The organism is Brevundimonas sp. (genome assembly GCF_036677305.1).
Classification (GTDB): domain Bacteria; phylum Pseudomonadota; class Alphaproteobacteria; order Caulobacterales; family Caulobacteraceae; genus Brevundimonas.
The window spans coordinates 1-17458 of sequence record NZ_JAKFEB010000144.1 but is presented as its reverse complement, the minus strand read 5'-3'; the positions used below and the strand labels follow the sequence as shown (position 1 = coordinate 17458).

The 17458-nt window shown below is 68.3% G+C and carries 16 protein-coding genes, 3 tRNA genes and 1 pseudogene; 11 read left to right on the top strand and 9 right to left on the bottom strand.

Annotation, left to right across the window (positions count from 1 at the left end):
* Together V6M42_RS08315 and V6M42_RS08310 are read right to left on the bottom strand one after the other, a co-directional pair.
* A pseudogene (locus V6M42_RS08315) lies at nucleotides 1-182 on the bottom strand (CC_3452 family protein); the annotation flags it as partial.
* A 128-nt stretch (nucleotides 183-310) separates the two neighbouring features.
* Nucleotides 311-910, bottom strand: coding sequence for a TIGR00730 family Rossman fold protein (locus tag V6M42_RS08310; RefSeq protein WP_332658960.1), 600 nt, complete (start codon nucleotides 908-910; stop codon nucleotides 311-313).
* Nucleotides 911-990: 80 nt separating this feature from the next.
* Here V6M42_RS08310 and V6M42_RS08305 point away from each other — a divergent pair, with 80 nt between their 5' ends.
* On the top strand, nucleotides 991-1737 hold the full coding sequence (locus V6M42_RS08305; RefSeq protein ID WP_332678158.1) for a hypothetical protein: 747 nt from the start codon (nucleotides 991-993) through the stop codon (nucleotides 1735-1737).
* Between the two features lie 140 nt (nucleotides 1738-1877).
* On the opposite strand, the gene V6M42_RS08300 is transcribed toward V6M42_RS08305, so the two are convergent.
* Nucleotides 1878-1952: transfer RNA gene (locus tag V6M42_RS08300), tRNA-Asn, on the bottom strand.
* Between the two features lie 70 nt (nucleotides 1953-2022).
* Here V6M42_RS08300 and V6M42_RS08295 point away from each other — a divergent pair.
* Nucleotides 2023-2826 carry a TrmH family RNA methyltransferase gene (locus V6M42_RS08295; protein WP_332678157.1) on the top strand — a complete coding sequence of 268 codons (804 nt, stop codon included), beginning with the start codon at nucleotides 2023-2025 and terminating at the stop codon, nucleotides 2824-2826.
* 231 nt (nucleotides 2827-3057) lie between these two features.
* Here V6M42_RS08295 and V6M42_RS08290 read toward each other — a convergent pair.
* Nucleotides 3058-3131: transfer RNA gene (locus V6M42_RS08290), tRNA-Cys, on the bottom strand.
* 141 nt (nucleotides 3132-3272) lie between these two features.
* On the opposite strand from V6M42_RS08290, the gene V6M42_RS08285 reads away from it, so the two are divergent.
* The 5 genes from V6M42_RS08285 to V6M42_RS08265 all read left to right on the top strand — a co-directional run bounded on the left by V6M42_RS08285 (nucleotide 3273) and on the right by V6M42_RS08265 (nucleotide 9940).
* Nucleotides 3273-3902: a protein-L-isoaspartate O-methyltransferase family protein gene (locus tag V6M42_RS08285; RefSeq protein WP_332678156.1), complete on the top strand. Its 630-nt coding sequence runs from the start codon at nucleotides 3273-3275 to the stop codon at nucleotides 3900-3902.
* A gap of 130 nt (nucleotides 3903-4032) precedes the next feature.
* Nucleotides 4033-5574 (top strand): TolC family outer membrane protein, encoded by a 1542-nt coding sequence (locus tag V6M42_RS08280; protein WP_332678155.1) that lies wholly within the window; start codon nucleotides 4033-4035, stop codon nucleotides 5572-5574.
* 150 nt (nucleotides 5575-5724) lie between these two features.
* Complete coding sequence (locus V6M42_RS08275) at nucleotides 5725-6345, top strand: DUF2497 domain-containing protein (protein ID WP_332678154.1); 621 nt, start codon at nucleotides 5725-5727, stop codon at nucleotides 6343-6345.
* A 137-nt stretch (nucleotides 6346-6482) separates the two neighbouring features.
* Nucleotides 6483-9215 carry a valine--tRNA ligase gene (locus tag V6M42_RS08270; RefSeq protein WP_332678159.1) on the top strand — a complete coding sequence of 911 codons (2733 nt, stop codon included), beginning with the start codon at nucleotides 6483-6485 and terminating at the stop codon, nucleotides 9213-9215.
* The gene (locus V6M42_RS08265) at nucleotides 9212-9940 is read left to right on the top strand and encodes a TlyA family RNA methyltransferase (RefSeq protein ID WP_332678153.1); all 729 of its coding nucleotides are present in this window, start codon (nucleotides 9212-9214) and stop codon (nucleotides 9938-9940) included. Before V6M42_RS08270 ends, V6M42_RS08265 begins: the two co-directional genes overlap by 4 nt.
* Before the next feature lie 138 nt (nucleotides 9941-10078).
* Here the strand turns inward: V6M42_RS08265 and V6M42_RS08260 are convergent, their stop codons facing one another.
* Entirely contained in the window at nucleotides 10079-10792 is a 714-nt protein-coding gene (locus V6M42_RS08260; RefSeq protein WP_332678152.1) for a glycine zipper 2TM domain-containing protein, read from the bottom strand.
* 121 nt (nucleotides 10793-10913) lie between these two features.
* Between V6M42_RS08260 and V6M42_RS08255 the strand changes: the two genes are divergently transcribed.
* Both V6M42_RS08255 and V6M42_RS08250 read left to right on the top strand, forming a co-directional pair.
* Nucleotides 10914-12158, top strand: a complete 1245-nt coding sequence (locus V6M42_RS08255) for a class I SAM-dependent RNA methyltransferase (protein ID WP_332678151.1) — start codon at nucleotides 10914-10916, stop codon at nucleotides 12156-12158.
* A gap of 9 nt (nucleotides 12159-12167) precedes the next feature.
* Nucleotides 12168-12581: a hypothetical protein gene (locus V6M42_RS08250; RefSeq protein WP_332658969.1), complete on the top strand. Its 414-nt coding sequence runs from the start codon at nucleotides 12168-12170 to the stop codon at nucleotides 12579-12581.
* On the opposite strand, the gene V6M42_RS08245 is transcribed toward V6M42_RS08250, so the two are convergent.
* Nucleotides 12578-13363: an alpha/beta hydrolase gene (locus V6M42_RS08245; protein ID WP_332678150.1), complete on the bottom strand. Its 786-nt coding sequence runs from the start codon at nucleotides 13361-13363 to the stop codon at nucleotides 12578-12580. The two genes, V6M42_RS08250 and V6M42_RS08245, sit on opposite strands and share 4 nt — an antisense overlap.
* Before the next feature lie 661 nt (nucleotides 13364-14024).
* Here V6M42_RS08245 and V6M42_RS08240 point away from each other — a divergent pair.
* Together V6M42_RS08240 and V6M42_RS08235 are read left to right on the top strand one after the other, a co-directional pair.
* On the top strand, nucleotides 14025-14228 hold the full coding sequence (locus tag V6M42_RS08240; RefSeq protein ID WP_332658971.1) for a Blp family class II bacteriocin: 204 nt from the start codon (nucleotides 14025-14027) through the stop codon (nucleotides 14226-14228).
* An 11-nt stretch (nucleotides 14229-14239) separates the two neighbouring features.
* The gene (locus tag V6M42_RS08235; RefSeq protein ID WP_332658972.1) at nucleotides 14240-14422 is read left to right on the top strand and encodes a hypothetical protein; all 183 of its coding nucleotides are present in this window, start codon (nucleotides 14240-14242) and stop codon (nucleotides 14420-14422) included.
* 332 nt (nucleotides 14423-14754) lie between these two features.
* Here V6M42_RS08235 and V6M42_RS08230 read toward each other — a convergent pair whose 3' ends face one another.
* The 3 genes from V6M42_RS08230 to V6M42_RS08220 all read right to left on the bottom strand — a co-directional run.
* Complete coding sequence (locus tag V6M42_RS08230) at nucleotides 14755-15822, bottom strand: PA0069 family radical SAM protein (protein WP_332658973.1); 1068 nt, start codon at nucleotides 15820-15822, stop codon at nucleotides 14755-14757.
* 209 nt (nucleotides 15823-16031) lie between these two features.
* Nucleotides 16032-16116 (bottom strand) — tRNA-Leu (locus tag V6M42_RS08225).
* Between the two features lie 91 nt (nucleotides 16117-16207).
* Nucleotides 16208-17458 (bottom strand): amino acid permease (locus tag V6M42_RS08220; RefSeq protein ID WP_332678149.1); only part of this gene is annotated, 1251 nt, incomplete at its 5' end.

Here is a 17458-nt window from a genome sequence, read left to right as displayed (position 1 = left end):
GGCTGGTTGGCGCCGCCGCTGGCGGTGCAGGAGCCGCCGGTGCAGCGCCAGGAGGCGCCGTCGATGATGGTGGCGGAGGCGGGGGCCTTGGACGCGTCGGCCAGAACGGCGCTGGACGCCGGGGCCTGGGCGACGGCGGGGGCGGCGACGAACAGGGCCGCGGCGATAAGCAGAGCACGCATGGGGGAGGTCTCCGGGCAGGCGGAAACGACCATCGTTCCCGCGGGGCCAGTGTCCGTTGTTTTACGAAACTGTCAAGGCGCGTTTCCAAAAGAGACGCACGGACGCCAGCTGACTGACCAGTGATTACTTATCGATGATCATGTTTCAAGTGCGGCATGGCGTCCGCCCCCTTCATCGCGTCGATCGCGGCCTCGACCGTGTCGCAGACGACCCAGGCCTGGCGGAAGCTCGCCGGCGTCATGCCGGACTCGATGCTGTGGTCCATGACGGCCAGCAGCGGTTCCCAGAACCCGTTCAGATTCAGGAAGATGACGGGCTTGGAATGGAGGTCCAGCCGCTTCCACGACAGCACCTCGATCACTTCCTCGAGCGTGCCGACGCCGCCGGGGGCCACCACGAAGGCGTCCGACTGGTCGTACATGATCGTCTTGCGCTCGTGCATCGACGGCACGACGATCGTCTCGACCTCGTCGAACAGCCGCTCGCGGCTGCGCAGGAAGCCGGGCATGACGCCCAGCACCCGGCCGCCGGCCGCATGGGCCCCCCGCGCCGAGGCGCCCATCAGGCCGACGCCGCCCCCGCCGTAGACCAGACGCCAGCCTGCATGCGCCGTCTGCTCCCCGAAGGCGCGCGCGGCCTCGGTGTAGGCGGGATCGGAGGCGTCCGACGAACCGCAGAACAGGCAGACGGACTTTCCGTCGAAGGGCTGAATGACAGGCGAAGACATGGGGCCTCGGGAACGATGGGAGACAGCCGCCCCCCGGGCGCGCTATCTGGGGGAACACTCCTAGCGGTCGGATGGACGCGATGAAACGGGCCATGTTCGGCAAGGCGGGTTTGGCGGCGCTTCTGGCGGCGCTGACCGCAGCCTGCTCGCCGCCGACGACGCCGGAAGCGCCCGCCGGAGTCGAAAGCGCCGCCGCGGGCTGGAGTCGGCCTCCCGAAATACAGGGGGTGCAGCGCGCGGCGTCCAGCCTGATCTTCACCGGCGTGGCCGAGCCCGGGGCTCGCGTGGTGCTGCGCAGCGATTCGGGGGCGGCCTATGCGGCGGCGGCGGACGGGCGAGGCCGGTTCGAGATTCGCATGACGGCCCCGGCGGGCGATCTCTGGCTCAGGCCCGAGACCCAGATGGGTCAGGATTCGGCGCCGTCGCCCGGTCGGCTGCTGATCGTCGCCGGCGGCCGGGGGCCGATCGCCATCCTGCGGACCGGCGGCCCGACGCGGCGGCTGGACCGTGCGCCGGCCCTGGGCGCGGTCGACAGCGACGGCCGCATGCGTCTGGCGTCCGGCCGGGCCGCTGCGTCGACGCCCCTCGTGGTGCAGGCCGCAGGGGAATCCATCCGGGTCACGCCGGACGCGCAGGGCCGCTGGAGCCTGATGCTGGGATCCGCCGACGGACCCGACGAGATACAGGTCGGCGCGTCGCGTTTCGCATGGCCGGGGGAGGCGGGTTCCGCGGCCGCAAGGGTGGAGCGGGCGGGGCAGGGCTGGCGTGTCGCCTGGACCGGGGCGGACGGCGCGCGGCAGTCGACCTGGCTGCCCGACACGGTCTGAACAGGGTTTACGTCCGATTAACCAATTCAATCCATCGGAAGGGTGTCTTCCTTCTTCGAGGACACCCACCATCACCGAACTTCTTCAGCCCGGCGCTCGCGTCGGGCTTTTTTTCGTCTGGCGCTGTGGTGGGGAAAGAGTGGCTCCGCGGGTAGGATTCGAACCTACGACCAGCCGATTAACAGTCGGCTGCTCTACCACTGAGCTACCGCGGAACACTTCCTCTCGGGAAGGCGGGCGCTATAGCAGCGCGAGTCAGAGTGACGCAACGGGAAATATCCGATCTTGGCCGTGATCCGCATCGACGACCCTCATGATCCCCGCATCGCGGGCTTCCGCGATATCAGGGAACGCGACCTGACGGGCAGGCAGGGCCTGTTCGTGGCCGAGGGCGAGGTGGTGCTGAACGTCCTCGCCTCGCCGCAATCGCTGTGCCGCCCGGTTTCGCTTTTGCTGGATGCGAAACGGGTCGAAGGGCTGGCCGGGGTGATCGCCCGCGTCCCGGACGACGTCCCGATCCATGTCGCGGACCAGCCGATTCTCGACGCCATCGCCGGCTTTCATCTGCACCGCGGCATCCTGGCCCTGGGCCGAAAGCCCGAACCGGCGACGCTGGAGGCGCAGCTGGCGCCCCTGGGGCCGGACGCCGTCGTGGTCGCGGCGTGCGGCATCGGCAACCACGACAACATGGGCGGGCTGTTCCGCAACGCCGCCGCCTTCGGGGCCGGCGCGGTGCTGCTGGACCGGACCTGCTGCGATCCCTTCTACCGCAAGGCCATCCGGGTCTCGGTCGGGGCGGTGCTGCGCACGCCCATGGCCGCGGACCTGGAGGCGTCGGCGATGATCGACGGTCTGGAGCGGGCGGGCTTCTCGGTCATGGCCCTGACGCCGGGGGCGGAGACGCCGCTGCACCGCATGCCCCGGGGCGGCCGCGTGGCCCTGATTCTGGGGCCCGAGGGTCCGGGCCTGCCGCCGGAGGTCATTTCACGCTGCCGGCCGGTGGGAATTCCGATGTCGGGCGGCTTCGATTCCCTGAACGTTTCGGTCGCCAGTGGAATCGCGCTGCATCATTTCACCCGACAGGCGTGAAACGATCACGGAATTGCGATTAACGCTTTGTACACCTTGATGAACCGCGGGACTTGTGTCGCTCTGGCGGCGTCCGGGGAGGGTTTCATCATGTTTGGCGGCGTTTTCGTCTTCATCCACCGCAATGCGCGCCTCGCGCTGGCGGTGGCCATCGTCACGGCCGGGGTCAGCGCGGCCACAGTGATCGGCTGGATCACCGCGCCGGTCTGACGGTTCTGAAGAAAATCGCGATGGAGGCCTGACCGAGAATCGAACTCGGGTGCAAGGATTTGCAGTCCTCTGCGTAACCACTCCGCCATCAGGCCCTGGGCCGTCTTTCGACGACCTCGCCATCGCGAGGGGCGTTCGCTATCAGATCGGATTGTCGCCCGCAACGCACAGACCTATAAGCGCGCCAGATTTCCCGGCGTGTCGCCGGGCGCCCACAGTCGCAGGATCGCCGCCCCATGGATTTCGCCGCCGCCCGCAAGATCATGGTCGACAGCCAGGTGCGCGTGAACGACGTCACCGACCGGGCGCTGCAGGCGGCGCTGCTGGCCGTGCCGCGCGAGCGCTTCCTGCCGCAGGACCGCGCCTGGTCCGCCTATGCCGAGATCGAACCGGAGATCGCGGGCGGACGCCGGCTGATGATGGCCCGGGACCTGTCGAAGCTGCTGATGGCGCTCGATGCGAGACCGGGCGAGTCCGCTCTCGCGATCGCCGCTCCGTACGGGGCGGCGGTGCTGGCGCGCATGGGTCTGACGGTGACGGCCCAGGAAGCCGACGACGCCGTGTTCGGCGTCGCGGGCCCGGTCCTGGCGGAGGAGGGCGTCCGGACCGTGGTCGCGCCGCTGTCGGCCCCGTCGGGCGAGGGTTACGATCTGATCGTTTCCGAGGCGGCCGTTCCGGCCCGGCCCGAGGCCTGGCTCAAGGCGCTGAAGGTCGGCGGCCGGCTCGCGGTCGTCGAGCGCGGCGGCCCGGTCGGCAAGGCGGTCCTCTACGTCCGCGGCGAGCAGGGCGTGTCGCGCCGCGAGCTGTTCGATTCGACGCCGCCGGTGCTCATGGACCTGGCTCCGGAGCCCGCCTTCGCCCTGTAGCGCGGGAGCGACGGAATCCGCAGAACCTGCGCGTGAAAAAAACTTAACTGGCGCGAGGGTAAACCGTCCCGCATCAGACCTATCTATACAAAGGGCGTGCTTCCCCCGCGCCCTGGGGCTCAGGACCACAATGCTGAAACGTTCGCGCGCGCTGGCCTCGGTGGCCGCTATCGCCATCCTCTCCGGCGTCGCCGCCCCCGCGTGGGCCGAGACGCTGAAGGAAGCGCTGGCCCTGGCGTACCAGACCAATCCCTCGCTTCTCGCCCAGCGCGCCAGCCAGCGTGCGCTGGACGAATCGATCGTCCAGGCGCGCGCCGGCCTGCGGCCGCAACTCGATATCACGGCCCGCGGCGGCTACGCCTGGAGCAAGACGGCCGCCGGCCAGCGCGAAATCGACACCAACAACGACGGCGTGCCGGACACCACCATCAATGTGCCGGCCTCGTCCGAAGACGGCACCAGCGCCGGCGCCTCGCTCGGCCTGTCGCAGACGCTCTGGTCGGGCGGCCGGATCGGCCACGGCATCACCGCGGCGGAGGCCAACATCCTGGCCGGCCGCGAGAACCTGCGCGAGATCGAGCAGACCGTTCTGGCCTCGGTGATCCAGGCCTATGCCGACGTGATCCGCGACAGCGACATCCTGCGCATCCGCCAGTCCAACCTCGGCGTTCTGCGCCGCCAGCTGGACGAATCCTCGGCCCGGTTCGAGGTCGGCGAGATCACCCGCACCGACGTGGCCCAGTCCGAAGCCCGCCTGGCCCAGTCCGAGGCGGATCTGGCCAACGCCCAGGCCCAGCTGTCCGTGTCGCGCGCCGTCTATGCGGCCGTCGTCGGCCAGGCGCCCGGCGATCTGGCCCCGATGCCGGGCCTGCCGAACCTGCCGACCGATTTCGACGCCGCCCTGGACGTGGCGATGCAGGACAACCCCAGCATCCGCGCCGCCGGCTACACCCTGCAGGCCGCCGAAGCCAATGTGGCCGCGGCCAAGGCGGAATTCCTGCCGTCGGTCCGGCTGACGGCCTCCTACGGCGGCGACACCGACGACATCGGCAGCCCGGCCGACATCGCCGACAACCAGTCCTTCCAGGCGGGCGCCTCGCTGTCGGTGCCGCTGTTCACCGGCGGCCTGAACAGCTCGCGCGTGGCCCAGGCCCGCGAGCGCGCCAATGTCGCCCAGATCAATGTCGAGGGCGAACGCCGCGCCACGCTGCAGTCGGTCAGCTCCGCCTACGCCCAGTCCCTGTCGGCGCGTTCGACGCTGACGGCCGGCGAGGAGGCGGTTCGCGCCGCCACCGTCGCCGCCGAGGGCGTGCGCCAGGAGGCCCAGGTCGGCCTGCGCACCACCCTGGACGTGCTGAACCAGGAGCTGGAGCTGCGCAACGCCGAGGTCACCCTGGCCAGCGCGCGCCGCAACGAATACGTCGCCCAGGCCAATCTTCTGGCCGCCATGGGCCGGCTGGAAGGTCCGGATCTGGACGCCTCGATCCCGGTCTATGACCCGGCGGACAACTACAACCGCGTGCGCAATCGCGGCGCCCTTCCGTGGGACGGCCTGATCGAGTCGATCGACCGGATCGCCGCGCCGTCGATCATGCCGGCCAACGACGCCGCCGACGCGCCGATCGATACGCAGCTGAAGTCGGAAGTCGTCCGGACGGCTCCGCGCGACTGAGATCGCCGGCGTCTCCCGCCGGGCGACTTTCATCCCGGAGGTTAACCGCTCAGGCGAAAAACGCCCGTTGATTCCAGCGGGCTGAGATGCGACGACAACCGTACAGGAGCGGTTCGCCGACCCTGCCGCCATTCGCCCGGGGTTTCGAAAATGACCGACCAGACCGCCGCCCAGGAACCGACGATGGAGGAAATCCTGGCCTCGATCCGCCGGATCATCTCCGAGGACGACGCGCCCGCCGAAACCGCGACCGCCGCCGCCGCGCCCGAGCCTGAAGCCGGGGCGGAAGCCGCGCCTTCGCCCGCCCTGATGGACGAGACGCCGTCCATGCAGGAGCCCGAGGCCGCCGAAGAGGACGTGCTGGAACTGACCGAGGCCTATGAGCCCCCCGTCGCCGAAACCATCGGCGATCTGGATGTTTCCGCCGCCGAGCCCGAGCCCGAGCCCGAACCCTTCCCCGTCAGCGAGTCGGTCTATGCCGAGCCGGTCGCGACCGGATCGCCCGACCATCCGGCGGCGACGGCGTCCTACGACCCCCTGGTCGGCGACAGCGCCGCCGCCAGCGCCGCCTCGGCCTTCGCCGGTTTCGCCTCGACCCTGAAGAAGCCCGAGCCGGCGGACATCCAGTTCCCTTCGGGCCCGACCATCGACGAGATGGTGCGCGGCCTGCTGCGCCCGATGCTGAAGGAATGGCTGGACGCCAACCTGCCCGCCATCGTCGAGACCCAGGTACGCAAGGAAGTCGAACGCATCGCCCGCACCGCCGGCTAGCTTCACCTGCGACCTGATCAAGGCTAGATCATTCCGGGGCGGCTCCAGTCGGGGCCGCCCTTTCTCTTTGATGTCCGACGCCCTCATGTAGCGACACGCGGCGCGTGTCGCGGTAGGGCAAAAGAATGACCCTCCCCATGCTCGACAAGACCTTCGACCCGACCGCCGCCGAACCGCGCATCTACAAGCAGTGGGAGGAGAGCGGCCTGTTCGCCCCGAAGACCGACGGGGCCGCCGAGGCCTATTCGATCGTCATTCCGCCGCCGAACGTGACGGGCTCGCTGCACATCGGCCACGCGCTGAACAACACCCTGCAGGACATCCTGGCCCGCTATCACCGGATGAAGGGCAAGGCGGTGCTGTGGCTGCCGGGCACGGACCACGCCGGCATCGCGACGCAGATGGTCGTGGAGCGCCAGCTGGCCGCCGCGGGCAATGTCGGACGGCGCGACATGGGCCGCGACGCCTTTGTGGCCAAGGTCTGGGAATGGAAGGCCGAGAGCGGCGGGACCATCGTCCAGCAGCTGCGCCGGCTGGGCGCCTCCTGCGACTGGAGCCGCGAGCGGTTCACCCTCGACGAGGGTCTGAACGCGGCCGTGCGCAAGGTCTTCGTCCAGCTGCATCGCGACGGGCTGATCTATCGCGACAAGCGGCTGGTGAACTGGGACCCGCATTTCCAGACCGCCATCTCGGACCTCGAGGTCGAGCAGCGCGAGATGGACGGCCACTACTGGCATTTCGCCTATCCGCTGGCGGACGGCGTCACCTATGAGCATCCGGTCGCCTGGGACGGCGACGGTCAGGCCACCGAGTACGAGACGCGCGACTACATCGTGGTCGCCACGACCCGGCCCGAGACCATGCTGGGCGACACCGGCGTGGCCGTGCATCCGGACGACCCGCGCTACGAGGGATTGGTGGGCAAGTTCGTGACCCTGCCCATCGTCGGCCGCCGCATCCCCATCGTCGCCGACGACTACGCCGACCCGACCAAGGGCTCGGGCGCGGTGAAGATCACGCCCGCGCACGACTTCAACGACTTCCAGGTCGGCAAGCGGGCCGGGCTGGCGGCGCTGAACGTCATGGACGCCTTCGGCCGCATCACCGCCGCCGACACGCCCGATGTGCCCGCCGAATACGACGGCATGGACCGCTTCGCCGCGCGCAAGGCCATCGTCGCCCGCGCCGAGGAAGACGGCTGGCTGAAGGAGATCGAGAAGACCCGCCACGTCATCCCGCACGGCGACCGTTCGGGCGTGGTCATCGAGCCGTGGCTGACGGACCAGTGGTACGTCGACGCCCACACCATGGCCCAGCCGGCCATCAAGGCGGTGGAGCAGGGAGACACCGGCTTCGAGCCGAAGTCGTACGAGAAGATCTATTTCGAATGGCTGCGCAACATCGAGCCCTGGTGCATCAGCCGCCAGCTCTGGTGGGGCCACCGCATCCCGGCCTGGTACGGCCCGAACGGCGAGATCTATGTCGCCGAGACCGAGGCCGACGCCCGCGAACAGGCGATGGCGGACTATGATTCCGAGGTCGTCCTGACGCAGGACGAGGACGTTCTGGACACCTGGTTCAGCTCGGCCCTGTGGCCGTTCTCGACCATGGGCTGGCCCGACAAGACCGAGGACCTGCGCCGCTTCTATCCGACCAGCGATCTGGTCACGGCGGCGGACATCATCTTCTTCTGGGTCGCCCGGATGATGATGATGGGCCTGCATTTCATGGACGAGGTCCCGTTCAAACGCGTCATCATCAACGGCCTCGTCCGCGACGAGAAGGGCCAGAAGATGAGCAAGTCCAAGGGGAATGTCATCGACCCCCTGGGCATCATCGACGAGCTGGGCGCAGACCCGCTGCGCTTCACCATGGCCATTCTGTCGGGCACACGCGATATCAAGTTGTCGCGGCAACGCATTGAAGGGTATCGGAACTTCGGCACCAAGCTGTGGAACGCCGCGCGCTTCGCCCAGATGAATGAAGCGCGGCGCGTCGAGGGCTTCGACCCGGCGACCGTCGACCAGACGATCAACCGCTGGATCCGCGGCGAGCTGACGAAGGCCGAGCGCGCGGTCAGCGAAGCCATCGAGGGCGGCCGTTTCGACGACGCCGCCTCGGCCCTGTACCGCTTCGTCTGGAACGTGTTCTGCGACTGGTATCTCGAACTGGCCAAGCCGGTCTTCATGGGCTCGGACGAGGTCGCCAGGGCCGAGACCCGCGCCATGACGGCCTGGACCCTGGATCAGACGCTGAAGCTGATGCACCCGGTCATGCCCTTCATCACCGAGGAGCTGTGGGACCAGCTGGCCGGAGAGGGCGCGGCGCGCGCCGAGCCCACGCTGATCGGCGCGGCCTGGCCCGAGCTGCCGGACGCCTTCATCGACGCGGGCGCCGAGGCCGAGATCGGCTGGCTGGTCGATCTGGTCACCGAAATCCGCCAGCTGCGCGCCGAGATGAACGTGCCGCCGTCGGCCAAGCCGCCGCTGGCCTTCGTGGCTCCCGACGCGGCGACGGCGGAGCGGATGGCGCGGCACCGCGACCTGATCCTGACCCTGGGTCGCGCCGGCGAGTTGAACACGGTGGATGCGGCGCCCAACGGCGCGGTGACCTTTGTCTCGGGCGGCGCCACAGCGGCCCTGTCGCTGGCCGGCATCATCGACGTGACGGCCGAGCGGTCCCGCCTTGCGAAGGAAATCGCCGCCTTCGACAGCGACATCGGCCATGTGAACAAGAAGCTGGGCAACCCCAATTTCGTGGATCGCGCCGCGCCTGAAGTCGTCGACGAACAGCGTCAGAAACTGGCCGAGGCCGAGGCCGGCAAGGCGAAGCTGCAGGCGGCCCTGTCGCGTCTGGACGCGGTGGGGTGAAAACCCGGCTCGACCAGCTGCTGGTCGCGCGCGGTCTGGCGGAGAGCCGGTCGCGGGCGAAGGCGGCGATCGAGGCGGGCGGGGTGACCGTGGACGGCGCGCCGGCGAGGGCCGCCTCGCAAACGGTGTCCGACGACGCCGTGGTCGCCTACGCCGACGCCCATCAGTGGGTCGGACGCGGCGCGCTGAAGCTGGATCACGCCCTGACGCTGTGGCCCGTCGCGGTCGCGGGGCGGACGGTGCTGGACGTCGGCGCCTCGACCGGCGGCTTCACCGAGGTCTGCCTGTCGCGCGGCGCGGCGCGGGTGTTTGCCGTCGATGTCGGCTCGGGCCAGATGCATGCGCGGGTCGCGGCCGATCCGCGCGTCGTCAATCTGGAGCACACCGACGCCCGCAACCTGACGCCGGATCTGATCCCCCTGGCCCCCGACCTGATCGTCTGCGACGCCAGCTTCATCGGCCTGGCCAAGGTCCTGCCGGCCGCCCTGGACCTGGCCGCGCCCGGGGCGGACCTGGTCACCCTGGTCAAGCCCCAGTTCGAGGCTTCAGGCCCCGGGGGCGGCAAGAAGGGCGTGGTCAAGGACCCCGCGGTCCGTCAGGCGGCGCTGGCCGGTGTTTCCGAATGGCTGGAGGCGCAGGGTTGGGCCGTCCAGGCGACAGCCGAAAGTCCGATCACCGGCGGGGACGGCAACGTCGAATACCTGCTCTGGGCGAAGCGGAGCTGAGCGAATCTTCCTCCCCATGAGGGGGGACAAACGCCCCAAACATGGAAAAACCGCCGGTGGATTTCTCCACCGGCGGTCTCCGTCACGTCGCCGATCGACAGGGGGGCTGAAAAAAACCGGCGACGCAATTCCGTGATTTCAATAGCGGCTCGGGCAGGACTGCTCGTAGCGGGTCACAGCGCGGCCGTTGTAGTCGCGGCTGCGGACCTCGACCGTGCGGCAGCCGTTCTGGTCGCCCGACCGGCCGTAGCCGTACGGGTCGTAAGACTGGCTGTAACCGGACTGGCCGTAACCGGACTGGCTGTAGCCTGACTGGCCGTAACCCGACTGATAGGCGCGGTCGGAACCGTAGGTCTCGTAACCGCGGTCATAGGTCTGGTAGCCCGACTGCGACGGGTAGCCGTACTGCGACTGCTCGCCGTAACGGGGCTCATCGTACCGGTAGTCGTACCGGCCGTAGGCCTCGCCGCAGTCGCGGGCCGAGCTGCCGCCGACGGCCGCGCCGACCACGGCGCCGAGCACGCCGCCCAGGATGCTGCCTTCGGTGCGGCGACCGCGGGCCGCCATCTGCGATCCGGCCACTGCGCCGAGCGTGGCGCCGACGGCGAGGCCGCCGCCCTGACGGCTGGTGCGCTGCGCGCGGCATTGGTCGTAGCTGTCGCGGTAGGGCTCCTGATAGCCATAGCGGGACTGGTCGTAGTCGTACGGCTGGTTGTAGGAGCCGGTCCCGTAATTCTGCGCCCCCTGGTAGGTATAGGCCTGGGCCGAAGCCGCGGCCGGCGCGAGCAGGACGCCCACGGCCGCGAGGGCGGTGGCGGCTGTCGCGGTCTTGAGGGTCAGGCGGGCGAACATGGGCGTCGATCCTTGGGCTTCTGTCGGCAAGGAATAGGCGTGTGAAGCTGAACGGCTTTTGAGCGCGCCGTTCATCTTCGTTCAGGTTTCCCGGGCCGGTCGGAACCTCTAGGAACGGTCCATGACGGAAACGCTGACGATCGCGCGCGTGGGCGGGCAGGGCGACGGGATCGCCGAAACGCCCGACGGCCCCGTGTTCGCCCCCCTGACCCTGCCGGGCGAGGTGGTGCGCGGAGAGCTGCGCGACGGCCGGCTGGAGGCGGTGGAGATTCTGGAACCCAGCCCCGAGCGGGTCGCGCCCGTCTCGCCCCACTATGGCGACTGCGGCGGCTGTTCGTTGCAGCACTGGGCGACGGGCCCCTATCTGGACTGGAAGCGCGAGCAGGTGCGGCACGCCCTGGCGCGCGAGCGGATCGAGACGGAGGTCGAGCCGACGGTCGCGGTGCCGCCCGGAACGCGGCGGCGGCTGGCCCTGCACGCCCGGCGCGGCGAGGACGGGCGCGTCATGCTCGGCTTCAAGGCGCGCAAGAGCTGGCGTCTGGTGGAGGTCGCCGCCTGTCCGGTGGCCGATTCGCGGCTCGTGGCGGCGTTTCCGGCGCTGGCGCGGATCGCCGCGCCCTTTCTGGAGCATCCGAAATCGGCCCCGACCCTGCATGTGACCTGGACCCTGACCGGACTGGACGTCGATGTGACGGGGGTCGAGCGGCGCTCGGGCGGGCTGTCGGGGGACGGGCAGATGCGCGCGATACAGGCGGCGGCCGCCGCGGATGTCGCGCGGCTCAGTCTGGCGGGCGAAACCCTGATGATGGAGCGCCAGCCGACGGTCCTGTTCGGCGCTGCGACCGTACCCCTGCCGGCGGGCGGGTTCCTGCAGGCGGTGCCCGAGGCCGAGGCGGCCATGGTCGAGCGCGCGGTTGCGGCGGTGCGCGGGGCGAAGAAGATCGCCGACCTGTTCTGCGGGGCCGGGACCTTCACCTTCCCTCTGGCGTCTGTGGCGCCGGTGCTGGCCGCGGACGGCTCGGCGCCGGGCATCGCGGCGCTGAAGGCGGGCATGGGGACGGCGAGGGGCCTGAAACAGATCACCGCCGAGGCGCGCGACCTGTTCCGCCGGCCTCTGGCCCCCTACGACCTGCGCGGCTGCGAGGCCGTGGTCCTGGACCCGCCGCGCGCCGGGGCGATCGAGCAGACGAAGCAGCTGCCGGGGACAAAGGCTGATGTGATCGTCTATGTGTCCTGCAATCCGGTGACCTTCGCCCGCGACGCGCGCATCCTGATCGACGCCGGCTTCCGGCTGGAACGGGTCACGCCCGTGGACCAGTTCCTGTGGTCGGCCCATGTCGAACTGGTGGGCGTTTTCAGACGATAGGCGATGACCATGACCGACGACCTGCCCGATGAGGACACGAACGAGGACGGAGGCGGCTTCGACGCCGAGGACTGGACCCGGTTGAAGCCCTTCACCGGCGCCGTGGCCACGCTGGACGACGTACAGGCGCGCCGGGCGGTCTTCGCCCTGGGCGACACCGATGATCCGCGCCCGATCGTCATGGACCTGCCCCAGCCGGTGATCTGGTGGGACGACGACGGCGGACAGGCGGCGGTGGCGGTGCAGGCCGAGACGCATCTCGGCCCCGACGGCGAGGAGATGGAAGTCCTGGGCCTGATCCTGCCCGACGGCGGCGGGGCCGTGGCCCTGATGGAGGACGTCGATCTGGTCGACGCCTCGGACCCGACCTGGCGCGATCTGGTGACCAGCGCCATCGATCCGTCGGCGGCGGACGAGGACTAGGCGGGCCGCTCAAGCGCGTGGCGAAGGGCCCAGTCGAGCGCATGGTCGGCCACCTCTTCCCACCCCGCGTCGATGCCGGTCCAGTGCGACCGGTCGGGGTAGATCTTCAGCTCGGTCGCCGACGGCGCCTGCTTCTGCTTTTCATAGATGGCGCGGGTCATGCTGGCGTCGGCGATCAGGTCAACGCCGCCGCCGATCAGCAGCAGCGGCGGCCGCTTCGGGTTCGCCCAGTGGATCGGCTCCGGCTTCAGGATGCCGTCCCAATAGACCTTGCCTGCTGTGGGCACGACGTAGCGGTCGTAAAGGGCGTCGACCTGATCGCGCGGCGCTGTCTGGGCGAAGCGGGTCGCGAAATGCTTGCGCGACATCACCTTGAGCTGGCCGCCGGTGAAGGGATTCCACAGCACGGGAAGAGCGGATTTGATCGCATGCGGTCCCAGCGGCACGCCGGGTGTCGGCGCCGGGTCGATGGCCACGGCTGCGGCGCCCAGGCCCCGGTCGGCCAGATGCTGGACGATGACCCCGCCGAACGAGTGTCCGATCAGGATCGGCGGCTCCGGCAGGGCGCGGACCAGCCGGTCGTGATGGTCGACAATCGCCTTCTGACCGGTGCGCGCCAGTTCAGGATGCGGCGAGGCGCGAAGCTCCTCCGGTGCGCGGTCGTCATAGGGCCAGTCCGGGGTCAGGACGGTGAAGCCCCTGGCTTCGTAGCGCGCCTTGAACCCCTCCCAGGCGCGGGAGTTGAGCCAGGCTCCGTGGATCAGGACGATGGTTCGGGCCATGTCAGCCTCCGGTTTCAAGGGGGCCCGCGCGCGAAAGCGCGCGTCGGGTCGCAACTCAAAAGCAACTTGAAGCTACTGGGGCGGGGGAGAGAGGGAGCGCCCGTTAGACGGTTACAGCCATGCCACGACGGGCCCGATTGCGAAACCGTGCACGGTCAGATCGTCAGGGCGCGAGCCGGTTGAAACCCTTCACCGGCGCCGTGGCGACACTGGATGGTGTGCAGGCGCGCCAGAGGGGCTTCGCCCCGGGCAGGACCTGCCGCAGCCGGTGATCAGACGGGACGACGAGGCTGGCGAAGCGGCGGTGGGGGCAGGCCGAGACCCATCTCGGCCCCGATGGAGAAAGGTGGAGGTCGTCGGCCTGACCCTGCCCGACCTGGCGCGATCTGGTCGCCAGTGCGATCGATCCGGCGGCTGGCGAGAAGGATTCGGCCTCCTCAACTGCAGCCTTGTCGGCCCCTTTTTCCGCCGCGGGCGAAGGTCGGCCGAGCGCCCGGTCGGCCGCTGCTGCTGACCGGGGCAGAACCGGTTCGCGCTACCAGGGAGTCACACACTCTATGATCGAAGATTATTGCGATCAGAGGTTGACCGCGTCAGAAACGGGATACAACCTCGTCATGCGATAAAGATCGCAATCAACGTCTAGTGGAAAGGGGAGGCAATGACGGCTTCTGTGGACATGCGCGAATTGAATTTGGATGAGATCGACCTGGTCTCAGGCGGCGACGGGGACATGAAGGACGCCTTTCTGATAGGCGCCGGACTTGGAGGCACGCTTGGCGGCATCATCGGCGGACCGGTTGGTATCGCCGTGGGCGGCCTGACCGGCGGCGCGATCGCCGTTCTCATCTACAAAATGGACTAAGGAAAACACCGATGTTTGAACTTACGCATTCGCAGATCGATCAGGTCAGTGGGGCAACCTACGACGATGTGAAAACCGTCGCAGTCGGCACCATTATCGGTATGGCGATGGGCGCCTGGGCAGGTCCCGTCGGCATTCTGGCGGGCGCGGCCAGCGGCTTCGGGCATGCCCTGATCATCACGCAACTGGACTAACTGGAAGGGGGCGCCGTATCGTGTGCGGCGCCCTGCTTCTTGTTCCCCGCTATTATCGGTTGAAAAATCATGGCTTCGGAAAAACAGACCTTTGTTGACAGGCAGCGCGCGCTTGTAAAACACTACGTCTATTACCTGTCACCTCTTCTACTCGTCATTTATCTGTTCTTCAAAAGTGAAATTTATATTGGTGTAGCCGTCGGGGTGGCGTTGCTTGTTTATCTTACCATTTTAAAGTTGATGCTGCCGAAACAGGCCGTCTAATTCTGTAGAGCGCGAAAAACTGGAATCCTGCCGCAAGCAGACGGTCTGCAGAGATTTGTGCCCGGTTCCTATTCGAACAAATCCATCTGCTTCTTCATGTCTGCAGGCACCCGGAACCACCTGTCATCAAGCGGTCTCCTCGGCGCATCGAGGCCGTAGCGTTTGACGGCGGCGCGGAAACGGGCGCCGATCAATTCGGCCACCGGGCCCGCACCCTTCATCCGCTGCGACCAGTCGGGATCGTAGTCGCGGCCGCCGCGCGTCTGGCGGATCAGGGACATGACGCGCGCGGCGCGCTCGGGCCGGGCGTCGGCCAGCCACTCGCGGAACAGATCCTTGATCTCGAGCGGCAGCCGCAGGGTGACGTACATGGCGGACACGGCGCCCGCCTTCGCCGCCGCCTCGAGCACCGCCTCGAGTTCGTGGTCGTTCAATCCCGGAATGACCGGCGCGAACCCCACCGTCACGGGCACCCCCGCGTCGGCCAGCCGGCGGATCGCCTCCAGCCGTTTCGCCGGCGTCGAGGCGCGCGGCTCCATCGCCCGGGCCAGGCCGCGATCCAGGGTGGTGATCGAGACGCAGGCCGAGGCCAGACCCTCGGCCGCCATCGCCCCGAGAATATCGGCGTCGCGCGTGATCAGCACCGACTTGGTGATGATGCTGAACGGATGCCGGAACCGCTGCAGCACCTCGAGGATTGAGCGGGTCGATTTCAGCTCGCGCTCGACCGGCTGATAGGGGTCGGTGTTGCCGCCTATGTGGATGCGTTTGCAGACGTAGCGGGGTTTTGAGAGCTCCTGCTCCAGCAGACGCGCGGCCTCGGGCTTGAAGAAGATCCGGCTCTCGAAATCCAGGCCCGGGGATAGGCCCATGAAGGCATGGGACGGACGGGCGTAGCAGTAGATGCAGCCATGTTCGCAGCCCTTGTAGGGGTTGATGGACCGGTCGAAACCGATGTCCGGACTGGTGTTCCGCGCGATGATCGTCCGGGCGTGTTCGGGCGTGAGGGTCGTGCGCAGGGGCGCGGCCTCGGCGTCGTCGGTCGTCCAGCCGTCGTCGAAGGCCTGCACGGTTTCCGGCTCGAACCGGCCCGTCGCATTCGATCGAGCCCCCCGTCCTTTCGCCGCTTCAGCCATGAGACGAGGATAGCGAAGGAGGGGAACAAAGCAAGAACATTCTGTTCCGTTTCAACCCGTCATCCTCGGGCTTGACCCGAGGATCAGACCGTCCGCTACTCGGTGTCTGGATGCGCGCCGACACCGCCGGGGGCCATCTTCGGCGCACAGTCCGGCCCAACCTCTGATCCTCGGGTCAAGCCCGAGGATGACGGCTGTCAGTAGTAGGGTGGTGCGGATGAGAGGACTCGAACCTCCACGCCTTGCGGCGCTGGAACCTAAATCCAGTGCGTCTACCAGTTCCGCCACATCCGCATAGGTCGGGAACAGCCTCTAGGCGAGACCGCTCAAAAGCGAAAGGCCCGGGAGCGATCCCGGGCCTCTGCCTTCCGTCTGATCGCGAGGATCAGTCTTCCTTGATGTTGTCCACATCGCCGCCCAGCGCGGCGGCCGGGCTGGACAGTTTGGTGTCCTCGGTGATGTCGATGCCCTTGGCCAGCTTGGAGTGCCAGAAGCCGTAGGCGATGTAGATCACCGCGCCGACGGCGGCGTAGCCGCCGAGCAGCATCAGAGGCAGCGGATTGTCTTCCGCGGCATGCTGGAACATCGGGATCAGGTTCTGGCTGGCCAGGAAGAGGCAGGCCAGGATGCCCAGAACGGCGGTGAAGATGCCGCCCGGGACCTTGAACGGCCGTTCCATCTCGGGGTGTTTGACCCGCAGGAAGATGACGCTGAGGCAGACGATGGCGAAGGCCGTCGCGGTGCCCAGCGACACCAGGTCGCCAAGGATGGAGATGGGCAGGAAGGCCGCCGCGATGGCGATCAGGATGCCCAGCACGATGGTGCCGATCCACGGGGTGCGGAACTTCGGATGGACGACGGCGAACGCCTTGGGCAGCAGGCCGTCGCGGGCCATGGTGTAGAAGATCCGCGTCTGGCCGTAGCACAGGACCAGCATGACCGAGGACAGGCCGGTGACGGCGCCGATCTTGATCAGGAAGGCGATCAGGTTCAGCTGCCCGCCGGGGGCCGCAGCGAGCGGTACGTCAGCCCATTCCAGACCCATGCGGTCGATGGCGACAGCCACCGGCGCCGGGCTCGCCAGTTCGAGGTAGGGAACCACGCCGGTCATGACGGCGGCGACCGCCATGTAGATGAGCGTGCAGACGATCAGGGCGCCGAGGATGCCGATCGGAACGTCCTTCGAAGGATTCTTGGCCTCGGCCGCGGCGGTCGAGACCGCCTCGAAGCCGACGTAGGCGAAGAAGATGATGGCCGCGCCGCGGAAGATGCCGCCGACACCGAATTGGCCCGGCTGGCCCGTCGCTTCGGGAATGAAGGGAACCCAGTTGTCGGGATTGATGTACTGAACGCCCACCGCGATGAAGGTCAGCAGCACGATGATCTTGATGACGACGATGACATTGTTGATGTTCGCCGATTCCGAGACGCCGAGGACCAGCAGGCTGCAGACCGCGGCGATGCCGATGGCGGCGACGAGGTTGAACGTGCCGGTCAGCGGGAAGGACGTGGTTCCGGCGTCCTGAACCAGTTGCACCAGCGGGGTGGCCCATTGGGGACCCTCGCCGCCGGCGTACTGGATCGCCGGGAACAACTGCTGGCTGATGCCGAAATCGGACAGGATGGAGACGACATA

Bases quoted from the DNA above. Each gene is read 5' to 3' on its own strand.
- V6M42_RS08310 (WP_332658960.1), bottom strand. From the start codon at position 910: ATGTCTTCGCCTGTCATTCAGCCCTTCGACGGAAAGTCCGTCTGCCTG.
- V6M42_RS08305 (WP_332678158.1), top strand. From the start codon at position 991: ATGAAACGGGCCATGTTCGGCAAGGCGGGTTTGGCGGCGCTTCTGGCG.
- V6M42_RS08285 (WP_332678156.1), top strand. From the start codon at position 3,273: ATGGATTTCGCCGCCGCCCGCAAGATCATGGTCGACAGCCAGGTGCGC.
- V6M42_RS08280 (WP_332678155.1), top strand. From the start codon at position 4,033: ATGCTGAAACGTTCGCGCGCGCTGGCCTCGGTGGCCGCTATCGCCATC.
- V6M42_RS08275 (WP_332678154.1), top strand. From the start codon at position 5,725: ATGACCGACCAGACCGCCGCCCAGGAACCGACGATGGAGGAAATCCTG.
- V6M42_RS08270 (WP_332678159.1), top strand. From the start codon at position 6,483: ATGCTCGACAAGACCTTCGACCCGACCGCCGCCGAACCGCGCATCTAC.
- V6M42_RS08260 (WP_332678152.1), bottom strand. From the start codon at position 10,792: ATGTTCGCCCGCCTGACCCTCAAGACCGCGACAGCCGCCACCGCCCTC.
- V6M42_RS08255 (WP_332678151.1), top strand. From the start codon at position 10,914: ATGACGGAAACGCTGACGATCGCGCGCGTGGGCGGGCAGGGCGACGGG.
- V6M42_RS08250 (WP_332658969.1), top strand. From the start codon at position 12,168: ATGACCGACGACCTGCCCGATGAGGACACGAACGAGGACGGAGGCGGC.
- V6M42_RS08245 (WP_332678150.1), bottom strand. From the start codon at position 13,363: ATGGCCCGAACCATCGTCCTGATCCACGGAGCCTGGCTCAACTCCCGC.
- V6M42_RS08240 (WP_332658971.1), top strand. From the start codon at position 14,025: ATGACGGCTTCTGTGGACATGCGCGAATTGAATTTGGATGAGATCGAC.
- V6M42_RS08235 (WP_332658972.1), top strand. From the start codon at position 14,240: ATGTTTGAACTTACGCATTCGCAGATCGATCAGGTCAGTGGGGCAACC.
- V6M42_RS08230 (WP_332658973.1), bottom strand. From the start codon at position 15,822: ATGGCTGAAGCGGCGAAAGGACGGGGGGCTCGATCGAATGCGACGGGC.